The following is a 25,152-nucleotide window of genomic DNA, read 5'->3' as shown; positions in this document are numbered from 1 at the left end:
GGGAAACATTCAATGATCAGTCTGATTGCGGCGTTAGCGGTAGATCGCGTCATCGGTATGGAAAATGCCATGCCATGGAACCTACCTGCCGATCTCGCCTGGTTTAAACGTAATACCTTAAACAAGCCGGTTGTCATGGGACGCCACACGTGGGAATCCATCGGGCGACCGTTGCCAGGGCGTAAAAATATCGTCATCAGCAGCAAGCCTGGCACCGACGATCGCGTGCAGTGGGTGAAGTCTGTTGAGGAAGCGATCGCGGCCTGTGGCGATGAACCTGAAATTATGGTTATTGGCGGTGGGCGTGTGTATGAGCAGTTCCTGCCGAAAGCGCAGAAACTGTATCTGACACACATTGATGCGGAAGTTGAAGGGGATACGCATTTCCCGGACTACGAACCAGATGACTGGGAATCGGTGTTCAGTGAATTCCACGATGCTGACGCGCAAAACTCCCACAGCTACTGCTTCGAGATTTTGGAACGTCGTTAATGTGGATGCCTGATGGCGTTGCGCTAATCAGGCCTACAGATTGCACATTCGTTTGCCGGATAAGGTGTAAGCACCGCCATCCGGCAGACGACTATCAGGCGTTGACGGCCTCGCCGGGATCCAGATTCAGATGGCGATTTGATGGTTGTACAAAGTACTGTTTGTCTTCCCAGCGCAGACAGGTAAGATCCCCGCCCCAGCAACACCCCGTATCTAACGCGTAAATACCTTCTGGCGTGCCTTTGCCCTCCAGCGATGCCCAGTGCCCGAATGCAATGCTATAGGCTTCACTGACCGGTCCAGGAATGGCAAACCACGGCTTCAGCGGGGCAGGCGCATCTTCTGGCGACTCTTTGCTGTACATGTCCAACTGACCGTTGGGGAAGCAGTAACGCATGCGGGTAAACGCGTTGGTAATAAAACGCAGGCGCGCCAGCCCCGTCAGCTCCGGGGTCCAGTTATTTGGCATGTCGCCGTACATGGCATCAAGAAAGAATGGATAAGAGTCGCTCGACAGTACGGCTTCAACATCGCGAGCACAGTCCTTCGCCGTCTGCAGATCCCACTGTGGGGTAATCCCTGCATGCGCCATGACCAGTTTCTTCTCTTCATCAACCTGCAACAGCGGCTGGCGACGTAGCCAGTTAAGCAGCGTGTCAGCATCCGGTGCCTCAAGCAGCGGCGTGAGCCGGTCTTTCGGTTTATTACGGCTGATGCCAGCAAACACGGCCAGCAGGTGTAAATCGTGATTACCGAGGACTAACCGTACGCTGTCGCCAAGCGATTTAACGTAGCGCAAAACGTCTAATGACCCTGGCCCACGCGCGACCAGATCGCCGGTGAGCCATAAGGTGTCTTGTTCTGGATTAAAGTCAACCTGGTGCAGCAAGGCTACCAGTTCATCGTAACAACCGTGAACGTCGCCAATGAGGTATGTTGCCATAGCTATTGTTTTAATGAATGAGTGTAGGAACGGCGAGTCGGAACACGGGAATGTCGATGGTAAAGGCGATCCCTTGCTCATCGATCATTTCGTAATGACCCTGCATGGTGCCCAGCGGTGTTTCAATCACCGCACCGCTGGTGTACTGGTACTCTTCGCCAGGTTCGATGTGGGGCTGAACGCCAACCACGCCTTCGCCCTGAACTTCGGTTTCACGGCCATGACCATTGGTGATCAACCAATAACGCCCCAACAGCTGCACAGGCGCTCGCCCCAAATTGCGGATAGTCACGGTATAAGCAAAAACGTAACGTTCATCATCAGGTGAGGATTGCGCCTCAATGTAGACGCTTTGTACCTGAATGCACACTCGGGGCGAATTGATCATGTTTAACTCTCCTTCGATGGCGCGTTTTCTGACAGATAGTTAGCCATCCGGCAGTATTGCGCGACAGAGATATTTTCCGCTCGCATCGCCGGATCAACGCCCAGCTCTGTCAGTACTTCAACGCTAAACAGGTTGCCGAGACTATTACGTACCGTTTTGCGACGCTGATTAAACGCTTCAGTGGTAATACGGCTCAGCACACGAACATCTTTAACGGGGTACGGCATTGTCGCGTGAGGGACCAGACGCACCACGGCGGAATCGACTTTAGGCGCAGGCGTAAATGCGGATGGCGGCACTTCAAGTACCGGGATCACATTGCAGTAATACTGCGCCATTACGCTTAATCGACCATACGCTTTACTGTTTGGCCCTGCAACCAGACGGTTAACCACCTCTTTTTGCAACATGAAATGCATGTCGGCGATGGCATCAGTATAGGAAAAAAGATGGAACATGAGCGGCGTGGAGATGTTATACGGCAGGTTGCCGAATACGCGCAGCGGCTGACCCATCGTTTGTGCGAGTTCGCCGAAGTTCATGGTCATGGCATCTTGCTGATAAATCGTCAGCTTCGGCCCTAAAAACGGGTGTGTTTGCAGGCGGGCGGCGAGATCGCGGTCCAGCTCAATGACCGTAAGCTTGTCCAGGCGTTCGCCTACAGGTTCGGTCAACGCTGCCAGGCCCGGGCCGATTTCGACCATAGCCTGACCTTTCTGCGGGTTGATAGCAGAGACAATACTTTCGATCACAAACTGATCGTTGAGGAAGTTTTGCCCGAAACGTTTACGGGCTAAGTGGCCCTGATGGACTCGATTATTCATTGGTATTAACAATCATTTTGATGGCGAGATTAAGCGCCGTAATAAAACTGCCGACATCTGCTTGCCCACGACCCGCAAGTTCAAGCGCGGTGCCGTGATCGACGGATGTGCGAATAAAGGGCAGGCCCAGCGTGATATTCACACCGCGACCAAATCCCTGGTATTTTAGCACGGGGAGACCCTGATCGTGGTACATTGCCAGCACGGCATCCGCGTGGTCGAGATATTTGGGCTGAAACAGCGTATCTGCGGGCAGCGGGCCGTTTAATTTCATCCCCTGCGCACGCAGTTCATCAAGGACCGGAATGAGGGTGTCTATCTCTTCCGTTCCCATATGACCACCTTCACCGGCATGCGGGTTAAGACCGCACACCAGAATATGCGGATCGGCAATACCAAACTTGGTGCGCAAATCATGATGCAAAATACCGATCACTTCCTTAAGCAGAGCAGGCGTAATGGCATCGGCAACGGCTCTGAGCGGCAAATGAGTGGTTGCCAGGGCAACGCGCAGCGTTTCAGTCGCCAGCATCATGACGACTTTCTTCGCTTGTGAGCGCTCTTCAAAAAACTCGGTATGTCCGGTAAACGGGACGCCTGCGTCATTGATTACGCCTTTGTGCACCGGACCGGTAATCAGCGCCGCAAACTCACCTTGCAGACAACCATCGCATGCGCGAGCCAGCGTATCCACCACATATTGTCCGTTCTCTACCGCCAACTGACCCGCGATAACAGGCGCCCGCAGAGCAATCGGCAACAGCGTCAACGTACCTGCTGATTGCGGTCTGGCTGGGGTATCTGGAGAGTATGGGAGGAGTGAAAGCGGTAAACCGAGCATTGCTGCCCGGTCACTGAGGAGTGCGGCATCCGCACAGACAACGAGTTCTACAGGCCACTCACGCTGGGCGAGCTGAACCACCAGGTCCGGGCCAATCCCGGCGGGTTCGCCGGGAGTGATCACAACGCGTTGAATACGAGTCATTAGTTGCTCAGAACTTTAACGTAGGCGCTGGCGCGCTGTTCCTGCATCCAGGTCGCAGCTTCTTCCGAGAATTTACGGTTCATCAGCATACGATAAGCTCTGTCTTTCTGCGCCGCGTCAGTTTTATCAACGTTACGCGTGTCCAGCAGCTCGATCAGATGCCACCCGAAAGAGGAGTGCACCGGGGTACTCATCTGGCCTTTCTGAAGTTTGGTCAGCGCATCGCGGAAAGCGGGATCGAAAATATCCGCTGCAGCCCAGCCCAGATCGCCGCCCTGGTTGGCAGAACCCGGATCCTGAGAAAACTCTTTTGCCGCTGCCGCGAAGGTTGTTTTACCGCTCTTAATATCAGCTGCGATTTGTTCCAACTTCAGACGCGCCTGTTGATCGGTCATGATCGGCGATGGCTTGAGCAGAATATGGCGGGCATGAACTTCAGTCACGGAGATACTCTGGCTTTGACCACGCATATCGTTGACTTTCAGGATGTGGAAGCCGACACCAGAACGAATTGGGCCAATGATATCGCCTTTTTTCGCGGTGCTCAGCGCCTGGGCAAAGATGCCAGGCAGCTCCTGAATACGTCCCCAACCCATCTGGCCGCCTTTCAGCGCCTGCTGGTCAGTGGAATAGGTGATAGCCAGTTTGCCGAAATCGCTACCGTTACGCGCTTCATCAACAACAGAGCGCGCCTGACTTTCAGCCGCGTTAACCTGGTCAGAAGTTGGGTTTTCCGGTAATGGGATCAGAATGTGGCTCAGGTTCAGCTCGGTGCTGGCATCGTTTTGGTTGCCGACCTGCTGCGCCAGAGCATCCACTTCCTGAGGCAGGATAGTAACGCGACGGCGAACTTCGTTGTTCCGCACTTCAGAGATGGTCATCTCTTTGCGGATCTGGTTACGATAGGTCGAATAGCTTAAGCCATCCTGTGCCAGACGGCTGCGCATCTGATCCAGCGTCATGTTGTTTTGCTTGGCGATGTTGGCAATCGCCTGATCCAGTTGCTCGTCAGAGATTTTAACACCCATCTTCTGACCCATCTGCAGGAGGATTTGATCCATGATCAAACGTTCCAGGATCTGATGACGCAGCGTGGCGTCGTCCGGTAATTGTTGACCAGCCTGACCCGCATTAAGTTTTACTGACTGCATTAAGCCATCGACGTCGCTTTCCAGAACGACGCCGTTATTGACGACGGCTGCGACTTTATCGACTACCTGCGGGGCAGCGAAACTGGTATTCGCGATCATGGCGATACCGAGAAGCAGCGTTTTCCAGTTCTTCATACTTTTTCCATTTCAATTAACCGCAAAGCGGATTACGTTGTAAATCAATCAGATCATAAAGAGCTTTGATACGGCAAAATGTTAGAACGCAACATTTGGTTGGTGCCGAGACCGTAGTTAGAACTCAGGCCGCGTAGTTCGATATTAAAGCCGATCGTGTTGTCATAAACTGCATGTTTCTGAGTGTCATCCCAGCCGTTCAGCTTACGTTCGTAGCCGAAGCGAATGGCGTAACAGCAGGAGTTGTACTGCAGACCCAGCATGGAATCCGCTTCTTTGTTCACGTTGGTATCAAAGTAGTAAGCCCCGACAATCGACCAGCGGTCGGCGATCGGGAAGCTTGCTACCGCGCCCACCTGTGAAATCCCGTTTTTATACTGCTCTGCTGTAGAGTAGTAAGACGGCAGGGTTGCCTGGATATATTCAGAGCTGGCATAACGGTAGTTCAGCTGCAGCATACGGTTTTCGTCGCGGCGGTATTCGATACTGCTGCTGCTGGTTGCAACGCTGTCCAGACGCGTGTCGTACTGGATCCCACTGCGTAAGCCCCAGCGATCGGAGATGCGCCAGTAGGTATCGCCAGCCCATACCAGTGAGCCCGTTTTGTCGTCATTCTCCCATTTAATGTTGTCATCGCCAGTGCGAGACTCGGTGAAATAGTAGATTTGACCCACAGAAATATTAAAACGTTCAACGGCCGCGTCATCATAAACGCGAGATGTGACCCCGGTCGTTACCTGGTTGGCAGATGCGATGCGGTCCAGACCGCCATAGGTACGATCGCGGAACAGGCCGCTGTAGTCAGCTTGCAGAAGGGACGAGTCATAGTTAAAAATATTACTTTGATCGCGATACGGTACATATAGGTACTGCGCACGGGGCTCCAGCGTTTGGGTATAACCCGGCGCCAGCATCTGCATGTCACGCTCGAACACCATTTTGCCGTCAACTTTAAACTGAGGCATTACGCGGTTCACGGACTCTTCCAGAGAATTGGCCGCGTTAAGGGTATTTAAATTATCCGGATTAGGATTGTTACGATAATTATTTCTTGCGAATGATTGATACTCGCTGATGTTGTTTTGCTGATAGTGCGTTGCCATCAGCTTCAGCTCAGTGTTGATACTTCCCCAATTATTCGACAATGGCAGGTTAATGGTCGGTTCAAGGTGTAAACGAGTTGCTTCCGGCCTGTTGTCGTTGGAATTAACGAAATGGACTGCCTGACCATAAATCCGGGTGTCAAACGGGCCCACATCATTCTGGTAGTAGTTGACGTCTAACTGCGGCTGCGCAGAGTAACTGTTACTGTTTTGTGCGTCGAAGACCTGGAACTGCTTGGTCGAAACCGTCGCGTCAAAGTTTTGTACTGCGTAGCCGACGCTAAATTTTTGCGTGGCGTAGCCGTCGGTACTGGAACCGTATTTATTATCAAAATCATTAAAGTAGCTGGTGTCGCTGACCTTGGTGTAGTCAACGTTGAAACGCCACACCTGATCCATCACGCCAGCGTGTTGCCAGTAGAACAGCCAGCGGCGGGAATTGTCATCCTTCGGATGTTCATCCTCGTACACTTTATCGGAATTCAGATAGTCGAACTCCATCAGACCTGCGCCCGCCTGGGTGAGGTAGCGGAATTCGTTCTCCCACATGATACCGCCACGACGGTGCATATAATGCGGCGTGATGGTGGCGTCCATATTGGGCGCAATGTTCCAATAATACGGGAGATAGAACTCAAAATAGTTATTGGTAGAGTATTTTGCGTTCGGGATCAGGAAACCAGAACGACGCTTATCGCCGACGGGTAACTGTAAATAAGGACTGTAAAAGACCGGAACCGGACCCAGTTTAAAACGGGCGTTCCAGATCTCTGCGACCTGTTCTTCACGGTCGTGAATGACTTCGCTACCGACGACGCTCCAGGTATTGGAACCTGGCAGACAAGAGGTGAAGCTACCGTTTTCCAGAATGGTATAGCGGTTTTCCCCACGCTGCTTCATCAGATCGGCTTTTCCGCGCCCCTGACGGCCTACCATCTGATAATCACCTTCCCAGATGTTGGTATCTTTGGTATTCAGATTAGACCAGCCCTTCGGCCCCTTCAGAATAACCTGATTGTCATCATAATGGACATTGCCAAGCGCATCGACGGTACGAACTGGCTCCGGCTGGCCTTCTGCCTGCTTCTGATGAAGCTGCACTTCGTCGGCCTGCAGGCGGCTGTTACCCTGTGCGATGTCCACATTGCCAGTAAACACCGCGTCATCCGGGTAATTCCCTTTCGCGTTGTCAGCAGTGATGGTGACGGGTAATTCATTGGTCTCGCCCTGTACCAGAGGACGGTCATAGCTTGGCACGCCCAGCATACACTGTGAGGCGAGATCGGCTGCCAGACCCTGATGGCTATAGAGGGCGCTGGCAATCATGGTGGCCAGAAGAGTGGGAATACGTTTTTTCATACGTTGTATTTATTGTTCCATCATCAGTAGCGTCGCGCGTGACAAACGGTCACAGCCTAACTTATCTCATCTTCACTTCGCTAGTATTAATCCTGCCCATTTTATCCCGCCACCTTTCAAGCTGCATCTTCGTTCCAGACGAATTGGTCACTGCGTTGCCGCCTTGTTGCAACTCGAAATCCAACGGGTATAGCGTTTGTGGTGTTAGGCACGGCATAGAATGACAGGTATGATAATGCAAATTATAGGCGATGTCCCACAATTGACCGCAGCCGTAAATCGGTAAAAGCACCTTATATTGTGGGACATATCCTGGCTGAGAGCAGAAAGATTTGGGGAGTCTATGCAGTATTGGGGAAAGATAATTGGTGTCGCCGTGGCCTTAATGATGGGCGGCGGCTTCTGGGGTGTGGTTCTGGGCCTGTTAGTTGGTCACATGTTCGACAAAGCCCGCATGCGCAAAATGGCGTGGTTTGCCAACCAGCGTGAACGCCAGGCGCTGTTTTTTGCCACCACTTTTGAGGTGATGGGGCACCTGACCAAATCCAAAGGTCGCGTCACGGAAGCCGATATCCATATCGCCAGTCAATTGATGGATCGAATGAATTTGCACGGTGACTCGCGTACCGCCGCGCAACATGCCTTCCGGGTGGGAAAATCGGACAATTACCCATTACGTGAAAAAATGCGTCAGTTTCGCAGCGTCTGTTTTGGTCGCTTCGATCTGATCCGCATGTTTCTGGAGATTCAGATCCAGGCGGCTTTTGCCGATGGGTCGTTGCATCCGAATGAGCGTGAAGTGCTGTATGTGATTGCTGAAGAGTTGGGGATCTCACGTACCCAGTTTGATCAGTTTCTGCGCATGATGCAGGGCGGCGCCCAGTTTGGCGGCGGATATCAGCAACAGTCCGGTGGCGGTGGCTGGCAGCAGACGCAACGCGGTCCGACGCTGGAAGACGCCTGCAATGTGCTGGGTGTGAAAGCGACCGATGATGCGACCACCATTAAGCGCGCATACCGTAAGCTGATGAGCGAGCACCATCCGGACAAACTGGTGGCGAAAGGCCTGCCGCCAGAAATGATGGAAATGGCGAAGCAAAAAGCGCAGGAAATTCAAAAAGCTTACGAGCTAATTAAAGAACAGAAAGGTTTTAAATAATCGTTATGCCGGATGGCAGCTAGCGCCTTATCCGGCCTACGTTAATAAATGTAGGCCGGGTAAGCGAAGCACCCGGCCTAAATGGGTCCTGCGTTTAAAAATCTGCCGGAACTTTAAACGTCATACTGTTGCCGTATTCGGGATGCGTGATAGTTAACATCTCTGCGTGCAGCAGCAGGCGCGGCGCTAACGCCAGGGCCTGTGGCGGGGCGTAGAAGCGGTCGCCCAGGATCGGATGCCCTAATGCCAGCATATGCACACGTAACTGGTGGGAGCGTCCAGTAATGGGTTTGAGCACGACCCGGGCGGTGTTATCTTCCGCAAACTCCACCACTTCATACTCGGTCTGCGCCGATTTTCCGGTCTCATAACACACTTTCTGCTTTGGCCGATTCGGCCAGTCGCAAATCAGCGGTAAATCAACCAGCCCCTCGGCCGGAGCGGGATGTCCCCAGACGCGTGCGACATACTGTTTCTTCGGCTCGCGTTCGCGAAACTGGCGCTTTAGCTCGCGCTCTGCCGCTTTAGTTAGCGCCACTACAATCACGCCGCTGGTTGCCATATCCAGACGATGTACGGATTCAGCCTGCGGATAATCGCGCTGAATACGCGTCATCACGCTGTCTTTGTGTTCATCCAGACGACCCGGCACGGACAACAAGCCGCTCGGCTTGTTGACCACCATAATGTGCTCATCCTGATACAGGATAACCAGCCAGGGTTCCTGCGGCGGATTATAGTTTTCCATCCCCATGTCTGGCTCCGTTACTGATGCGTCACGACGATCAGGCGCAGGGCATCCAGACGCCATCCCGCCTGATCCAGGCTTTCCATCACCAGCTGACGATTGCTTTCAATGGCGCTGAGTTCGTCATCACGGATGTTCGGGTTAACGGCACGCAGCGCTTCCAGACGGGAGAGTTCAGCCGTCAGCTTCTCGTCCGCCTCTTTACGCGCCGCGTCGATCAGCGCGCGGGCCGATTTTTCTACCTGCGCTTCACCGAGTTGCAGAATGGCATGCACATCCTGCTGTACGGCGTTGACCAGTTTACTGCCGGTGTGGCGGTTAACGGCGCTGAGCTGACGGTTAAAGGTTTCGAATTCAACCTGCGCGGCAAGGTTGTTGCCGTTTTTGTCCAGCAGCATGCGTACCGGGGTTGGCGGCAGGAAGCGGTTTAACTGCAGCTGTTTTGGCGCTTGCGCTTCAACGACGTAGACCAGTTCAACCAGCAGAGTACCGACTGGTAATGCTTTGTTTTTCAGCAAAGAAATGGTGCTGCTTCCGGTGTCGCCGGAGAGGATCAGATCCAGACCATTACGGATCAGCGGATGCTCCCAGGTAATAAACTGCGCGTCTTCACGCGACAGGGCAACATCACGCTCAAACGTAATGGTACAGCCATCTTCCGGCAGCCCTGGGAAATCCGGCACCAGCATATGATCGGACGGTGTCAGCACGATCAAATTGTCGCCACGGTCATCCTGATTAATACCAACGATATCAAACAGGTTCATGGCGAAGGCGATCAGGCTGGTATCGTCGTCCTGTTCTTCAATACTCTCAGCCAGCGCCAGCGCTTTTTCGCCGCCGTTAGAGTGGATCTCCAGCAGGCGATCGCGACCTTGCTCCAGCTGTGCTTTCAGCGCGTCATGCTGTTCGCGACAGGTTTTGATCAGATCGTCAAAGCCATCGGTGTTTTCTGGCTCAGCCAGGTAGCCGATCAGATTGTTATATACCGTGTCATAGATGGTACGTCCGGTCGGGCAAGTGTGTTCGAACGCATCCAGACCTTCGTGGTACCAACGCACCAGCACGGATTGCGCGGTTTTTTCCAGGTATGGAACGTGGATCTGGATATCATGCACCTGACCAATACGGTCCAGACGGCCAATACGCTGTTCCAGCAGGTCCGGATTGAACGGCAGATCAAACATCACCAGATGGCTGGCGAACTGGAAGTTACGCCCTTCGGAGCCGATTTCAGAGCACAGCATCACCTGGGCGCCGCTATCTTCTTCGCTAAACCAGGCCGCAGCGCGGTCACGTTCAATGATCGACATCCCTTCATGGAACACGGCGGCGCGGATACCTTCGCGCTCGCGCAGAACCTGCTCCAGCTGAAGCGCAGTGGTGGCTTTCGCACAGATGACCAGAACTTTTTGCGAGCGGTGGCTGGTCAGGTAGCCCATCAGCCATTCCACGCGCGGGTCAAAGTTCCACCAGGTGCCGGTGTCGCCTTCGAATTCCTGATAAATCTGCTCCGGGTAGAGCATGTCGCGCGCGCGGTCTTCCGCGCTCTTACGCGCGCCCATAATACCGGAGACTTTAATGGCCGTCTGGTATTGGGTTGGCAACGGCAATTTGATGGTATGCAGCTCGCGTTTAGGGAAGCCTTTCACACCGTTACGGGTATTTCGGAACAGCACGCGGCTGGTGCCGTGGCGGTCCATCAGCATCGAAACCAGCTCCTGACGCGCGCTCTGGGCGTCTTCGCTGTCGCTGTTTGCCGCCTGCAATAACGGCTCAATGTCCTGTTCGCCAATCATGTCACCTAACATGTTCAGCTCATTGTTACTCAGCTTGTTGCCAGCCAGTAACATGGCGACGGCATCGGCGACCGGACGGTAATTTTTCTGTTCTTCAACAAACTGGGCGAAATCGTGGAAGCGGCTTGGATCCAGTAGACGCAGGCGCGCAAAGTGGCTTTCCAGGCCCAGCTGTTCCGGCGTTGCGGTCAGCAGCAGGATGCCTGGTACGCGCTCTGCCAGCTGTTCAACGGCCATATATTCACGGCTGGGCGCGTCTTCGCTCCACACCAGGTGATGGGCTTCATCGACAATCAGCAGATCCCATTCGGCATCACACAGGTGCTCCAGACGCTGTTTACTGCGACGGGCAAAGTCCAGCGAACAGATAACCAACTGTTCGGTTTCAAACGGGTTGTAGGCATCGTGCTGCGCTTCTGCATAACGCTCATCATCAAACAGCGCAAAGCGCAGGTTGAAACGACGCAGCATTTCGACCAGCCACTGGTGCTGTAACGTCTCCGGGACGATGATCAGAACGCGCTCCGCGGCGCCTGACAGCAGTTGTTGATGCAGGATCATCCCTGCTTCAATGGTTTTACCTAAACCCACTTCGTCTGCCAGCAACACGCGAGGGGCATGACGACGGCCGACATCATGGGCAATGTTGAGCTGGTGGGGGATCAGGCTGGTACGTTGACCACGCAAACCACTCCACGGCATACGGTACTGTTCGCTCTGAAATTTACGTGCGCGATAGCGCAGCGCAAAGCGGTCCATACGGTCAATCTGGCCGGCAAACAGGCGATCCTGGGGTTTACTGAAAACCAGTTTGCTGTCGAGCAGCACTTCACGCAGCGTTACACCGGTTTCTTCGGTATCAAGGCGGGTTCCGATATAGGCAAGCAGGCCTTTTTCTTCTTTTACTTCATCGACATGCAGTTGCCAGCCTTCATGGCTCGTTATCGTGTCGCCAGGATTGAACATCACGCGGGTCACGGGGGAATCACTGCGCGCATACAGACGGTTTTCACCCGTCGATGAGAAAAGTAAAGTGACGGTTCGCGCATCCATGGCGACAACAGTACCAAGTCCCAATTCGCTTTCTGTATCGCTGATCCAGCGTTGACCAAGTGTAAAAGGCATATATGTTCGGCTCTATATCTTTAATTGCAGGCAATACTCGTCATTTTCCGGGCTAGTCCCCGTTATTGAGAGCATATGACCCCGCTACCAGGCTAATAAATCAGTGGTAGGGGTGTTAAATGGGTCCAGGAATGGAAAGGGCGCTATGGTACTGGATGGCGGCGGTTTCGTCACGCGTCAAAATAACCCCAGTTGTCCTGTGAGTAGTGTAGCAAAATTATCGTCAATAAAGGGAAGAATTCCCTCGGCAACCGGCTGGATCTGGCGGGTCAGATAATGCTCGTAATCAAGTGCAGATAGCTGATAATCAACAGGTTCAGGTCCATTTATCGTCCAGACATATTTAATCGTGCCACGATTCTGATACTGCTGAGGACGCCCCAGTTTGACGTTCTGCTCATCGGCGAGCCGTGCGGCGCGAACGTGCGGCGGAACATTCCGCTGGTATTCGCTCAACGGGCGGCGCAGGCGTTTGCGGTACACCAGGTGTTCATCCAGTTCACCCGCCATCAGACGGTCGATAGTCTCGCGAACAAACTCTTGATAAGGCTCGTTACGAAAAATTCGCAGGTACAGCTCCTGCTGAAACTGCTGGGCCAGCGGCGTCCAGTCGGTGCGTACCGTTTCCAGACCTTTAAAGACCATGCGTTGCTCAGCGCCCGACTGAATCATTCCGGCGTAGCGTTTTTTGCTGCCGGTATCTGCACCGCGAATGGTCGGCATCAGAAAGCGACAAAAGTGGGTTTCAAATTCCAGCTCCAGCGCGCTGGTCAGGTTTTGCTGCTTCAGCGATTGCGTCCACCAGTTGTTGACATAGCTCACCAGCTCCCGACCAATCCGGGCCGCATCGTCTTCCGAGTGCGCCTTTTTAAGCCAGACAAAGGTGGAGTCGGTGTCGCCATAGATGACGTCGTAACCCTGAGCCTCAATCAGCGCTTTGGTCTGACGCATGATCGCGTGACCGCGCATGGTGATAGACGAAGCCAGCCTCGGGTCGAAAAAGCGGCAGGCGGTGGTGCCAAGCACGCCGTAAAACGCGTTCATGATGATTTTCAGCGCCTGTGAGAGCGGCTTATTGCCGCGGCGTTTGGCTTCATCGCGCCCATGCCAGATCTGGGTAACAATTTCCGGCAGACAGTGCTTTTCGCGTGAGAACCAGGCGTCAAGGAACCCCTCGGTACTGTGTTCCCGATCCGGCTGTGCCATCCCTTCGATAAGTCCCACTGGATCGATCAAAAAAGTACGAATAATTGACGGGTACAGGCTTTTGTAATCCAGCACCAGCACGGAGTCGTACAAACCCGGGCGCGAGTCCATCACGTAGCCACCGGGGCTGGCGTGCGCGGGAACTTCCCCCAGATTCGGTGCCACATAGCCCGCCCGGTGCATTCGCGGTAGGTAGAGATGGCCGAAGGCGGCAACGGAACCGCCGTGCCGGTCGACCGGCAGGCCGTTTACCGTCGATCGTTCCAGCAAAAATGGCATGATCTCGGTTTTATGAAAAATACGCGTGACCAGCTCACAGTCTTTGAGATTGTAGGTGGCGAGCGCGGGCTTATCCTGGGCAAACCGGCGATCTATTTCGTCCATCCTGTCCCAGGGATTATCTATCGACTTCCCTTCGCCCAGCAGCTCCTGTGACACCGTTTCCAGCGAAAAGGATGAGAAATTCCAGAATGCGGATTTAAGCGCCTCAATGCCGTCGATAATCAGGCGACCTTTAGCCTGCGCGAAGAATACGCCGTTTTTGAAGCCATGTTCGCGCCACTCCAGCTCGCTATTGTCACGACCAAAACGCAGGGGAATGCGGTAACGTTCAGCATGCTTTTGCAGGACGCGTAAATCGAATTGCACGACGTTCCAGCCGATTACCACATCAGGATCGTGACGGGCAATCCAGTCGTTGAGTTTTTCCAGTAACTGCGGGCGGCTTGCGACATATTCAAGTTCAAAATCCAGCGCTGAGGCATCGCCGTTTGCCGGGCCAAGCATGTAGACAATACGCTGCCCACAGCCTTCAAGGCCGATACAGTAGAGTTCGCCGTGGCGCGTGGTTTCGATATCCAGCGAGACCCATTTCAGCGGCGGTCGATAGTCAGGGTTTGGCTTCAACCGGGCATTAACCAGCGTACCGTTATGTCTGTCGCCTTCAACCCAAACAGGTGAGGTGATAAAACGCTCCATCAGATACCGTTCCGGCGGACGCACGTCGGCCTCGTAGACGGTAATTGCGTTTTCACGCAGCAGCTTTTCCAGCCGCATGATCTGGCGATGTGAGCGGCAATACAGGCCGGAAACGGGCTGGCGGTGGAAGTCTTGCAATTGCAGCGGCGTCAGACGATAGCCGTTTTCATTGCGTAATAATGACGCTACGCGAGGAACCTGACTGACAGGAATAAACGCGACCGACTCCTGAGGCGCGAGCGTGACCTGTAGCGGCCCGTCGTCCGTAGCCAGCCAGAATGTGACCTCAGTTCCCTGCGGGGTGTCCCGCCAGTGCCGGGTTAAAATAAAGCCTGCCTGCGCCACGCTGCGTACCCATTAAAAAACCAGGCATTATTATAGCCTGGTTTACACGATTGTACTGTTATTTTGTACAGTTAAAAATGAGAGCTGCGGGAAGTTATTGTGACAATAAAAGTAAAATGCCCTCCGCAGTAAAAGTGTTACAGGATAGGGTTTGGTATTTAATAAATGAATGCCTTAATTGAAAGCTCTTCCTTTAATTATTTTATTGGCCTGTCATGGCTATTTGGATCTATTATTCTTTTGTAATTATATTTGTTTCATAAATTGGAAGTCCGTTTCAGGATTTTTATGTCATTTTCGGAATCGTGCTCGTACGGTTTTGTTACTCATCCCTCGGTTCAGGAAAAATGGTTCTTTTTTTTATTTGTTTTTATTCATGGTTAGTGTAACTATTTTAATCAAACACTCGGGTTACCAGATTGAATATAATATATTTTTATGGCTTGCTATTGTCTGGATAAAAACGGATTTTCGGTTCGATTTCGTCGGGAATATCTCTCTGTATAATTTGATTTTTATCGCTGAATATAATTTTATTCATCAGATAGCTCGGGTGTTTTATATCAATGGCTTGGGTGCGTAGTGTTATGGAGGCCTATTATGGATATTTATACTCAGGCGTTACAGGTAGGATATGATCACTATTTATTTGTTAATACTCAGTTATCTAACCCTACAATTAAATCAGTAAGTCAATATATTGAGTATAGAACGTGGTCAGGTCAAATTTGGCGTACTGAGGTTATTGAACGTGGGAATGCTTTCTTTCACTGGCAAGGGCATGACAGAATAAATGGTCATCGTGATACGGTGATTAATTATCTGTTGAATGGACAGCGCTGGCAGTCAACGATTACAGATTACATTTTCTTTCATTCACTGGATGGTGAAGAGGCGCAGGGACATTATGACAACGTGATTAAATACGTTTGTGCTAATAACTGTGTGTATCGAAGTGCGTTTGCGGAATATATAAAGGAATAACCAGAGAGCGCGCCACCGAGATTCCGGGCGCGCTCAGATTGTTTTCACTGGCCGTAGTAGGCTTTTGCGCCGTGTTTACGTAGGTAATGTTTATCTAACAGGGTTTGCTGCATATCCGGCAATTGCGGCGCGAGCTGGCGACAGAAGATCCCCATGTAGGCGACTTCTTCCAGCACGATGGCGTTGTGTACCGCATCTTCGGCGTTTTTTCCCCACGCAAACGGACCGTGAGAGTGCACCAGCACGCCAGGCATCTGCGAAGCGTCAATGCCTTGTTTCTCAAAGGTTTCAACGATTACGTTACCGGTTTCCCACTCATATTCGCCGTTGATTTCTTCCTCGGTCATTTTCCGTGTGCAGGGAATCGATCCGTAGAAATAGTCCGCATGGGTGGTACCCGTGGCTGGAATCGACTGGCCCGCCTGCGCCCAGATGGTCGCATGACGCGAATGGGTATGAACAATGCCGCCAATGGTCGGGAATGCCTGATACAGCAGACGGTGCGTTGGGGTATCGGAGGAGGGTTTCTTCGTACCTTCTACAACCTCACCGGTGGCGATACTGACTACGACCATATCTTCTGCGGTCATAACGCTGTAATCGACCCCGGAAGGTTTTATCACAAACACGCCGCGCTCGCGATCGACGGCACTCACGTTCCCCCAGGTCAAGGTGACCAGGTGGTGCTTAGGCAACGCCAGATTGGCTTCCAGCACCTGACGTTTGAGATCTTCTAACATGTTGATTCCTCTGTGCCGGATGGCGGGCAAGCGCAGAGCCATCCGGCAACAACATAATTAACGTTTAAAACCGTAATAGACGTCGTTCCAGCGCAGCGCGTCCTTAAAGGCCGGCAGGCGGGTATCGTTGTCGATCACGGCGATCTCGATATCGTGCATTTCAGCGAACTGGCGCATATCGTTCAGATCCAGCGCGTGGCTGAAGACGGTGTGGTGCGCGCCACCGGCCAGGATCCAGGCTTCAGATGCGGTTGGCAGATCAGGCTGGGCCTTCCACAATGCGTTAGCCACCGGCAGTTTCGGCAGGGAGTGCGGTGTTTGAACCGTGTCGATGCAGTTAACCAGCAGGCGATAGCGATCGCCAAGATCGATCAGGCTGGCAACGACTGCCGGGCCAGTTTTGGTGTTGAAGATCAGACGAGCGGGATCGTCTTTACCACCAATGCCGAGATGCTGAACGTCGAGGATCGGTTTATCTTCCACCGCGATAGACGGGCACACTTCCAGCATGTGCGAGCCGAGCACCAGATCGTTGCCTTTCTCGAAGTGGTAGGTGTAATCCTCCATAAATGAGGTGCCGCCCTGCAGACCGGTTGACATCACCTTCATGATGCGAAGCAGAGCGGCGGTTTTCCAGTCGCCTTCGCCCGCAAAGCCGTAGCCTTGCTGCATCAGACGCTGTACGGCCAGACCCGGGAGCTGTTTCAGGCCGTGTAAATCTTCAAATGTCGTGGTAAAGGCGTGGAATCCGCCCTGTTCCAGGAAGCGCTTCATCCCCAGTTCAATACGGGCCGCTTCCAGTACGTTCTGACGTTTCTCACCGTGGACTTGCGTTGCCGCCGTCATGGTGTAGGTGCTTTCATACTCATCGATTAGCGCGTTGATTTCGCCGTCGCTAATGGAGTTCACTACCTGCACCAGATCGCCTACGGCCCAGGTATTTACCGAGAAGCCGAATTTGATCTGCGCAGCGACTTTATCGCCATCGGTGACCGCGACTTCACGCATGTTGTCGCCAAAACGGCAGACTTTCAGATGGCGGGTATCCTGTTTGGACACGGCCTGGCGCATCCAGGAGCCGATGCGTTCGTGCGCTTGTTTGTCCTGCCAGTGACCGGTGACCACGGCGTGCTGCTGACGCATACGTGCGCCGATGAAGCCGAATTCACGGCCGCCGTGCGCGGTCTGGTTCAGGTTCATAAAGTCCATATCAATGCTGTCCCACGGCAGGGCGGCGTTGAACTGGGTATGGAATTGCATCAGCGGCTTGTTGAGGATAGTCAGACCGTTAATCCACATTTTGGCCGGAGAGAAAGTGTGCAGCCAGACCACCAGACCTGCGCAGCGATCGTCGTAGTTAGCGTCACGACAAATAGCGGTAATCTCGTCAGGTGAAGTACCCAGCGGTTTTAAAACCAGTTTGCAGGGCAGTTTAGCTTCAGTATTCAGCGCGTTAACGACGTGCTCGGCATGTTGGGTTACCTGACGCAGGGTTTCAGGGCCATACAGATGCTGGCTACCAATCACAAACCACACTTCATAGTTATCAAAAATCGTCATTGTCGTGTCCTTAATGTGTCAGGGTTGCCTGGTCTACCGGGGTTTGTTGCGCCGGAGCGGCAGTCGGAAGGTATTGTTGTTCAGCGCTAACCGCCCACTGCTGGTAGCGGCGGTAAAGCTGTTCAAAACGTTGAGCCTGCTCTGGTCGAGGTTGCAGCGTGTTTTCCACGGCGCTTGCCATCTGTTGCTGAGCGGCTGGGATATCGGTGTGTACTTTCGCGGCAACGGCGGCAAAGATAGCCGCACCGAGTGCGCAGCACTGGTCTGAAGCGACAATCTGTAGCGGACGGTTGAGCACGTCACAGCAGGCCTGCATGATGACCGGATTTTTACGGGCGATGCCGCCTAGCGCCATTACGTTGTTAACCGCAATGCCTTGTTCGGTGAAGCATTCCATGATGGCGCGTGCACCAAAGGCGGTGGCGGCAATCAGACCGCCGAACAGCGCTGGCGCGTCGGTTGCCAGATTCAGATCGGTAATCACTCCTTTCAGACGCTGGTTGGCATTGGGCGTACGGCGACCGTTGAACCAGTCGAGCACCACCGGCAGGTGATCCAGCGACGGATTTCTCGCCCAGGCTTCGGTTAGCGCTGGTAGCAGCTGTTTTTGGCTGGCTTTAATCTGGGTCTTCAGCTCCGGGTGCTGCGTGGCAAGCTGCTCCAGCGGCCAGCTCAGCACACGGCTAAACCAGGCATAGATATCGCCGAACGCGGACTGGCCTGCCTCTAGGCCAATAAAATGCGGCACCACGCTGCCATCAACCTGGCCGCAAATGCCTTTCACCGCGCGCTCGCCGACGCTGTGTTTGTCAGCAATCAGAATGTCGCAGGTCGACGTGCCAATGACTTTCACCAGCGTATTGGGCTGTGCGCCCGCGCCGACCGCGCCCATATGGCAGTCAAAAGCGCCGCCTGCAATCACCACGCTTTCCGGTAGCCCCAGACGCTGCGCCCACTCGGCGCATAGGGTGCCAACCGGCAGGTCGGCTGTGAAGGTATCGGTAAACATCGGGTATTGCAGATGGCGGTTGAGGATGGGGTCGAGTTCGTCAAAGAAACTGGCTGGCGGTAGACCACCCCAGCTTTCATGCCACAGGGATTTATGCCCGGCGCTGCAGCGACCGCGACGAATATCCTGTGGACGTACGGTATTAGAGAGCAGGGCCGGAACCCAGTCGCACAGTTCAATCCACGAAACCGCGGCCTCGGCAACCGCGTGGTCCTGACGGGTCACATGCAGGATTTTGGCCCAGAACCATTCGCTGGAATAAATACCGCCGATATAGCGGGAGTAATCGATCTTGCCCGGTGTGTGGCACAGACGGGTAATTTCTTCAGCTTCTTCTACTGAGGTGTGATCTTTCCACAGGACAAACATTGCATTTGGGTTTTCAGCGAACTCCGGACGCAACGCCAGTACGTTGCCGTCGGCATCGATGGGGGCTGGGGTTGAACCAGTACTGTCGACACCAATCCCGACCACTTCCGCACGCTGTTTAACGCTCAGTTCGGCCAGCACGGTTTTCAGCGCCGCTTCCATCGATTCAATGTAGTCGCGTGGATGATGGCGAAACTGGTTGTTTGGGCCATCGCAATACTGTCCTTCCTGCCAACGTGGATACCACTCTACGCTGGTGGCGATTTCTTCTCCGGTGGCACATTCCACTGCCAAAGCGCGTACTGAATCACTGCCAAAATCGAGGCCAATTGCAATCGCCATCGTCTTACTCCATCCAAAAATACGGGTATGGATAAACAGTAGTTAGTAGGGATAAAAACCGTCAGGCAGGATTCGCTAATCTTATGGACTAAAATGCTGTGGCATCACAAAGTGTGACGCCGTGCAAATAATCAATGTGGACATTTCTGCCGTAGTTATAGACACTTTTGTTAGCCGATTTTAACGTTGGCGCAGTACATATTTTTTACAAAGTGCTTTTCACAAGCGGGGTTGATGGTCCATTACCGCAAACACAGCGGCCCGCAGGGGCGACGGCAATGATGTCTGGCGTAATATGGACAAATTGTTTCTTAGCAGAACATAGGGAGTATTGAAATTATGGCTGAAACGCAAAACGATCCCCTGCTGCCAGGCTATTCGTTTAATGCGCATTTGGTGGCCGGATTAACCCCCATCGAGGCGAACGGATACCTGGATTTTTTTATCGACAGGCCGCTGGGTATGAAGGGCTATATCCTCAATCTCACTATCCGTGGCGAAGGGGTTATCAATAATCAGGGCAAACAATTTGTCTGTCGGCCTGGCGATATTTTGCTGTTTCCGCCCGGAGAAATTCACCACTACGGACGCCATCCTGATGCCAGTGAGTGGTATCACCAGTGGGTTTACTTTCGCCCACGCGCCTACTGGCAGGAGTGGCTGACCTGGCCGGCCATTTTTGCCCAGACTGGATTCTTTCGCCCGGATGAAGCACATCAGCCGCATTTTAACGAACTGTTTGGGCAGATAATCAACGCCGGGCAGGGAGAAGGTCGCTATTCCGAACTGCTGGCGATTAATTTACTGGAACAGTTATTGCTCCGACGTATGGAAGCCATTAATGAATCGCTGCATCCCCCCATGGACAACCGCGTGCGCGACGCCTGCCAGTACATCAGCGATCACCTGGCGGACAGTAATTTTGATATTGCCAGCGTCGCACAGCACGTCTGCCTGTCGCCTTCCCGTTTGTCGCATCTGTTCCGTCAACAGTTGGGTATCAGCGTATTAAGCTGGCGCGAGGATCAGCGTATCAGCCAGGCCAAGCTATTGCTGAGTACCACTCGTATGCCCATTGCGACGGTGGGGCGCAATGTTGGCTTTGACGATCAGCTCTATTTTTCTCGCGTTTTCAAAAAATGTACTGGCGCCAGTCCGAGCGAGTTTCGCGCCGGATGTGAATAAAAAGTGAATGATGTGTCCTGAAAGTTGTCATAACTCGCAATCTATTCAGACAATTGATGGCTTGACGAAGTTGAGACGGGTTATCAAAATCCCTGCTTCGTAAATCTGACGGACACATTATGCAAGCATTGCTGGAACACTTTATTCTTCAGTCCGCCCTGTACTCCCTGATCGCCGTACTGCTGGTGGCCTTTCTGGAGTCACTGGCGCTGGTTGGTCTGATTCTGCCCGGTACCGTGATGATGGCGGGGCTGGGGGCGCTGATTGGCAGTGGCGAACTGAACTTCTGGCATGCCTGGCTTGCGGGCATCATTGGTTGCCTGTTGGGGGACTGGATCTCTTTCTGGTTGGGCTGGCGCTTTAAAAAGCCGCTGCACCGTTGGTCGTTCATGAAAAAGAACAAGGCGTTGCTGGATAAAACCGAGCACGCGCTGCATCAGCACAGCATGTTTACCATTCTGGTGGGGCGTTTTGTGGGACCGACGCGTCCGCTGGTGCCAATGGTGGCGGGCATGCTGGATCTGCCTGTCGCTAAATTTATCGTCCCGAATATTATTGGTTGCATACTGTGGCCGCCGTTCTACTTCCTGCCGGGGATCCTGGCGGGGGCGGCAATTGATATACCTTCTGAGATGCAAAGCGGGGATTTCAAATGGTTGCTGCTGGCGACGGCGCTGTTGCTATGGGTAGGGGGCTGGTTTTGCTGGCGACTGTGGCGTAGCGGCAAAGCGGCAGTCGATCGCTTAACCGCGTATTTCCCCCGCAGCCGTTTACTGTATCTGGCGCCGTTGACGCTTGGGATCGGCGTGGTTGCGCTGGTGGCGTTACTGCGCCATCCGCTGATGCCGGTGTATATTGATATTCTGCGTAAAGTCGTGGGTTTCTGACGATTCTTTTGCCGGATGGCGCTGACGCTTATCCGGCCTGGGAAATCAATCACTCGGCTTTGATGCCCAAGAGCGTCGAGGCGCTGGCCTGACCGCTTAATAACTCATCCGTTTTGCCCTGCCAGGCGATGCGCCCGTCGGCGACCACAATCGAACGGGACGCAATTCGCGCCGCATCTTCTACGCTGTGGGACACCATCAGCAACGTAAGCTGTTTATCGCGACAGACCTCGGCAACCAGCGTTAACATCTCCTGGCGCAGGGCGGGATCGAGCGCAGAGAACGGTTCATCAAGCAGCAAAATGGGTTGTTCCCGCACCAGGCAACGCGCCAGCGCTACGCGCTGTCGCTGACCGCCGGAAAGCTCACCGGGGAGGCGCTCCAGCAGTGAGTCGATCCCCATTTGCTGGGCGATGTGATGCATTTTCTCCCGCTGCGATGCGTTCAGCTTCAATCCCGGGTTAAGGCCCAGGCCGATGTTTTGTTGCACGCTCAGGTGGCTGAACAGGTTATTTTCCTGAAACAGCATCGAAACGGGGCGACGTGAGGGAGGCGTGGCGGTGTGATCTTCACCTTCAATCAACATGGTACCGCTGGCAGGCGTGAGAAAGCCGGCGATCAGATTCAGCAGCGTACTTTTCCCGGCGCCGCTGGGCCCGAGGATCGCGACCTGCTCACCGCGCGCGATCGACAGCGTAAAGCGCATCGGCAAATGGTGATAAAGCCATGTGATATCAATCAGTTTTAACATTTCGACCCGGCAATTTCTCAATAACGGTAAACAGCGTAAAGCACAGGATCAGCAGCAATAACGCCGTAACTGCGCCACCCTGACTGCGATAAGAGCCAATCTGCTGATATAAATAAAACGGCAGGGTGCGGAAATCCTCATTACCAAATAGCGCGACCACGCCAAAATCGCCAATCGACAGCACGCAGGCAAAAGCCATCGCCTGCGCCAGCGGGCGCTTCAGGGCACGCAGTTCAACCACTTTCAGGCGCGACCATCCCTCAATTCCCAACGACTGGCACAACATACTGTAGCGGGTGGTGACGTCCCGCATTGGGTTTTCCAGCACCTTCAGCGCGTAAGGGATCGCCATCAGCGCATTGGTAAAAATGACAACCCCGTCGGCTGATTCGGGGAGTCCAATGGTGTTATTGAGCAGCAGAAAGAAGCCGGTTGCCAGCACGATGCCCGGCATGGCGAGGATCATCATGCCGCTAAGTTCCAGCATCTGACCAGCCAGCACCTGCTGTCGGGCACGCAGTTCACGACTGCTCCATAACAGCATCATGGTGAGAACTACGCACAACGCACCTGCCGCCAGCGCAATTCGTAGTGAGGTTCCCAGTGCGTGCCACAGTACAGGTTGCTTAAGAACATCCAGCATATGGCGGTTAATACCATCGACAATTACCGCCAGCAGCGGCGGCAGCAGTAGCAGCAGGGCCAGAATAATCAGCAGCGCGTCTGCCAGGCGGCTGTGCAGACGATCGTCGGGATCGCGCCAGCCCTGAACCAGCGTGGTACCGGGGGCAATGGCGCGGCTCAGACGTTGGCTGAAGAGCACCAGCGCTAAACAACAAACCATCTGGATCAACGCCAGCATGGCGGCGCGGGCGGGATCGTAATCAAAGTTCAGCGCCTGATAAATCGCCAGCTCGATGGTAGTGGCCTGCGGTCCGCCGCCTAGCGACAAAACGGTGGCGAAGCTGGCGAAACAGAGCATAAAGATGAGCGCCGCGACGGGAAGGATTTGCCGACGCAGCCACGGCCATTCAACAAAGCGGAAGAAATGCCAGCCGCGCAGACCTAACTGAGCGGCTAACTGTCGCTGTTCGCCGGGAATATTCTCCAGCGACTGCAACAGCAGACGACTGGCCATCGGCAGATTGAAAAAGACGTGCGCCAGCAGAATGCCCTGCAGACCGTACGGCGAAAACGTCCATTCCAGCCCGAATGTATGCCAGATCGAGGCCAGCCAGCCCTGACGACCGTACACGCTAAGAATACCGAAGACCGCGACCAGCACTGGCAGGATTAACGTCATCGCGCACAGGCGCAGCAGCGCCAGTCGTCCTGGAAAACGGCGGCGATAGAGCGCTCTGGCAAGGAAAATCGCCGGGATGACCGACAGCACTGCGGATAAAAAAGCCTGCCAGAAAGAAAAGCGCACCACGTGCCACAGGTAGTCGTCTTGCCACAGTGAGAGCCACTCCCCCCGTGGGGCGTTAAACCACAGCGCCAGAAACGCGGCCAGGGCAACGGCCACCATCAGCGTGGCGGCGGTAAGCCCTGGAACCAGCCAGCCGGGAATTAACGGCTGACGGCGCGTTGCCATTCGCTAATCCATGCCTGGCGTTGAGCCGCAACCTGCTGCGGCGTAAATTCCAGCGCGGTGGCTGGCTTATTCAGTTGCTCGAATCCAGAAGGCAGGGCGACCTGGGTTACCGGATACATCCAGTTGCCGGTCGGAATCGCATTCTGGAAGGCTGGAGACACCATAAACTTGAGGAATTTCTCGGCCAGTTCCGGCTGTTTGCTGGCCGCAGTACGGGCGGCGACTTCTACCTGCAAATAGTGGCCTTCGCTAAAGTTGGCTGCGGCGTAGTTGTCTTTTTTCTCGGCGATGATGTGATAGGCCGGAGAGGTGGTATAGCTGAGTACCAGGTCGCTTTCGCCTTTCAGGAACAGGCCGTAGGCTTCACTCCAGCCCTTGGTGACCGTGACGGTTTTTGCCGAAAGCGCGCGCCAGGCCTTCGGCGCCTTATCGCCATAGACTTTCTGCATCCATAGCAGCAGGCCCAGCCCCGGCGTGCTGGTACGCGGGTCCTGATAAATGACGCGCCATTTTTGATCGCTCTCTACCAGTTCTTTCAGGCTTTTGGGCGGATTCTTCAGCTTGTTCTTATCATAAACGAAGGCGAAATAGCCGTAATCAAACGGAACGAAGGTATCGTTTTTCCAGCCGCCGGGCACGTTTACCGCTTCACTTGCTACACCGCTTTTGGCAAACAGTTTGGTTTGGGTGGCGGCTTCCAGAAGGTTGTTATCGAGGCCCAGTACGACGTCAGCTTTACTGTTTTTTCCTTCCATGCGCAGGCGGTTAAGCAGCGAGACGCCATCTTCCAGCGCGACCAGTTTCAGTTCACAGTTGCAGTCAGCTTCAAAGGCTTTTTTTATTGTCGGGCCCGGGCCCCAGTCAGCTGCGAACGAGTCGTAGGTATATACGGTCAGTACAGGTTTGGCGAAAGCAGGCGCTGCGCACAGCAGTAAAAGCGGAAGACATTTTTTAAACACTTTGCACCTCATAAAGTTGGGTGGCAAAGGAC

Annotated in this window: 20 protein-coding genes; 5 read left to right on the top strand and 15 right to left on the bottom strand. The window is 53.8% G+C overall.

Translation table 11 applies throughout. The features are described from left to right. Positions 1–12: 12 nt before the first annotated feature. Complete coding sequence (gene folA, locus HV345_RS19660; protein WP_016151662.1) at positions 13–492, top strand: type 3 dihydrofolate reductase; 480 nt, start codon at positions 13–15, stop codon at positions 490–492. Positions 493–586: 94 nt separating this feature from the next. Here the strand turns inward: folA and apaH are convergent, their stop codons facing one another. Genes apaH through lptD form a run of 6 tightly spaced genes read right to left on the bottom strand, consistent with a single transcriptional unit; the run spans position 587 to position 7,380 of the window. Further along, positions 587–1,435, bottom strand: coding sequence for a bis(5'-nucleosyl)-tetraphosphatase (symmetrical) ApaH (apaH, locus tag HV345_RS19655; RefSeq protein WP_016151663.1), 849 nt, complete (start codon positions 1,433–1,435; stop codon positions 587–589). A gap of 10 nt (positions 1,436–1,445) precedes the next feature. Then, the gene (gene apaG, locus HV345_RS19650; RefSeq protein WP_003018867.1) at positions 1,446–1,823 is read right to left on the bottom strand and encodes a Co2+/Mg2+ efflux protein ApaG; all 378 of its coding nucleotides are present in this window, start codon (positions 1,821–1,823) and stop codon (positions 1,446–1,448) included. A gap of 2 nt (positions 1,824–1,825) precedes the next feature. Next, positions 1,826–2,647, bottom strand: coding sequence for a 16S rRNA (adenine(1518)-N(6)/adenine(1519)-N(6))-dimethyltransferase RsmA (gene rsmA, locus HV345_RS19645; protein WP_003018865.1), 822 nt, complete (start codon positions 2,645–2,647; stop codon positions 1,826–1,828). Next, positions 2,640–3,632 carry a 4-hydroxythreonine-4-phosphate dehydrogenase PdxA gene (pdxA, locus tag HV345_RS19640; protein WP_080859382.1) on the bottom strand — a complete coding sequence of 331 codons (993 nt, stop codon included), beginning with the start codon at positions 3,630–3,632 and terminating at the stop codon, positions 2,640–2,642. Before pdxA ends, rsmA begins: the two co-directional genes overlap by 8 nt. Then, positions 3,632–4,918 carry a peptidylprolyl isomerase SurA gene (surA, locus tag HV345_RS19635; protein WP_181635954.1) on the bottom strand — a complete coding sequence of 429 codons (1,287 nt, stop codon included), beginning with the start codon at positions 4,916–4,918 and terminating at the stop codon, positions 3,632–3,634. The genes pdxA and surA overlap by 1 nt, the downstream gene beginning before the upstream one ends. Positions 4,919–4,971: 53 nt before the next feature. After that, a complete protein-coding gene (gene lptD / locus HV345_RS19630; RefSeq protein WP_181635953.1) occupies positions 4,972–7,380 on the bottom strand; it encodes an LPS assembly protein LptD in 2,409 nt (802 codons plus the stop codon). Positions 7,381–7,723: 343 nt separating this feature from the next. Between lptD and djlA the strand changes: the two genes are divergently transcribed. After that, a complete protein-coding gene (gene djlA, locus HV345_RS19625; protein ID WP_046276044.1) occupies positions 7,724–8,539 on the top strand; it encodes a co-chaperone DjlA in 816 nt (271 codons plus the stop codon). A 94-nt stretch (positions 8,540–8,633) separates the two neighbouring features. Here djlA and rluA read toward each other — a convergent pair whose 3' ends face one another. The 3 genes from rluA to polB form a co-directional block, all read right to left on the bottom strand. Further along, entirely contained in the window at positions 8,634–9,293 is a 660-nt protein-coding gene (gene rluA, locus HV345_RS19620; RefSeq protein WP_016151668.1) for a bifunctional tRNA pseudouridine(32) synthase/23S rRNA pseudouridine(746) synthase RluA, read from the bottom strand. Between the two features lie 11 nt (positions 9,294–9,304). Next, positions 9,305–12,211: an RNA polymerase-associated protein RapA gene (gene rapA / locus HV345_RS19615; protein ID WP_047358342.1), complete on the bottom strand. Its 2,907-nt coding sequence runs from the start codon at positions 12,209–12,211 to the stop codon at positions 9,305–9,307. Positions 12,212–12,388: 177 nt separating this feature from the next. Then, entirely contained in the window at positions 12,389–14,740 is a 2,352-nt protein-coding gene (polB, locus tag HV345_RS19610; protein ID WP_181635952.1) for a DNA polymerase II, read from the bottom strand. Between the two features lie 600 nt (positions 14,741–15,340). Between polB and HV345_RS19605 the strand changes: the two genes are divergently transcribed. Continuing rightward, on the top strand, positions 15,341–15,724 hold the full coding sequence (locus tag HV345_RS19605; RefSeq protein ID WP_016155677.1) for a DUF4751 family protein: 384 nt from the start codon (positions 15,341–15,343) through the stop codon (positions 15,722–15,724). 44 nt (positions 15,725–15,768) lie between these two features. Here HV345_RS19605 and araD read toward each other — a convergent pair whose 3' ends face one another. From araD to araB, 3 genes are read right to left on the bottom strand one after another with little or no spacing between them, the layout of a single operon-like run. Beyond that, positions 15,769–16,464, bottom strand: a complete 696-nt coding sequence (araD, locus tag HV345_RS19600) for an L-ribulose-5-phosphate 4-epimerase (RefSeq protein ID WP_016151673.1) — start codon at positions 16,462–16,464, stop codon at positions 15,769–15,771. 57 nt (positions 16,465–16,521) lie between these two features. Continuing rightward, positions 16,522–18,024: an L-arabinose isomerase gene (gene araA / locus HV345_RS19595; protein ID WP_016155678.1), complete on the bottom strand. Its 1,503-nt coding sequence runs from the start codon at positions 18,022–18,024 to the stop codon at positions 16,522–16,524. A 10-nt stretch (positions 18,025–18,034) separates the two neighbouring features. After that, positions 18,035–19,744: a ribulokinase gene (gene araB, locus HV345_RS19590; RefSeq protein ID WP_049281576.1), complete on the bottom strand. Its 1,710-nt coding sequence runs from the start codon at positions 19,742–19,744 to the stop codon at positions 18,035–18,037. Between the two features lie 339 nt (positions 19,745–20,083). Here araB and araC point away from each other — a divergent pair, with 339 nt between their 5' ends. Together araC and HV345_RS19580 are read left to right on the top strand one after the other, a co-directional pair. Further along, the gene (araC, locus tag HV345_RS19585; protein ID WP_003018834.1) at positions 20,084–20,929 is read left to right on the top strand and encodes an arabinose operon transcriptional regulator AraC; all 846 of its coding nucleotides are present in this window, start codon (positions 20,084–20,086) and stop codon (positions 20,927–20,929) included. 119 nt (positions 20,930–21,048) lie between these two features. Next, positions 21,049–21,816: a DedA family protein gene (locus tag HV345_RS19580; protein ID WP_016155679.1), complete on the top strand. Its 768-nt coding sequence runs from the start codon at positions 21,049–21,051 to the stop codon at positions 21,814–21,816. A gap of 49 nt (positions 21,817–21,865) precedes the next feature. On the opposite strand, the gene thiQ is transcribed toward HV345_RS19580, so the two are convergent. From thiQ to thiB, 3 genes are read right to left on the bottom strand one after another with little or no spacing between them, the layout of a single operon-like run. Then, the gene (gene thiQ / locus HV345_RS19575; protein WP_016151677.1) at positions 21,866–22,567 is read right to left on the bottom strand and encodes a thiamine ABC transporter ATP-binding protein ThiQ; all 702 of its coding nucleotides are present in this window, start codon (positions 22,565–22,567) and stop codon (positions 21,866–21,868) included. Beyond that, positions 22,551–24,161, bottom strand: a complete 1,611-nt coding sequence (gene thiP, locus HV345_RS19570) for a thiamine/thiamine pyrophosphate ABC transporter permease ThiP (RefSeq protein ID WP_181635951.1) — start codon at positions 24,159–24,161, stop codon at positions 22,551–22,553. The genes thiQ and thiP overlap by 17 nt, the downstream gene beginning before the upstream one ends. Then, positions 24,137–25,120, bottom strand: coding sequence for a thiamine ABC transporter substrate binding subunit (thiB, locus tag HV345_RS19565; RefSeq protein ID WP_181635950.1), 984 nt, complete (start codon positions 25,118–25,120; stop codon positions 24,137–24,139). Before thiB ends, thiP begins: the two co-directional genes overlap by 25 nt. Positions 25,121–25,152 lie beyond the last annotated feature (32 nt).

This window comes from Citrobacter sp. RHBSTW-00986, assembly GCF_013783065.1.
Classification (GTDB): Bacteria; Pseudomonadota; Gammaproteobacteria; order Enterobacterales; family Enterobacteriaceae; genus Citrobacter; species Citrobacter braakii.
Note: the sequence above shows the minus strand (reverse complement) of the source record. Positions and strands in the feature narration are given on the sequence as shown.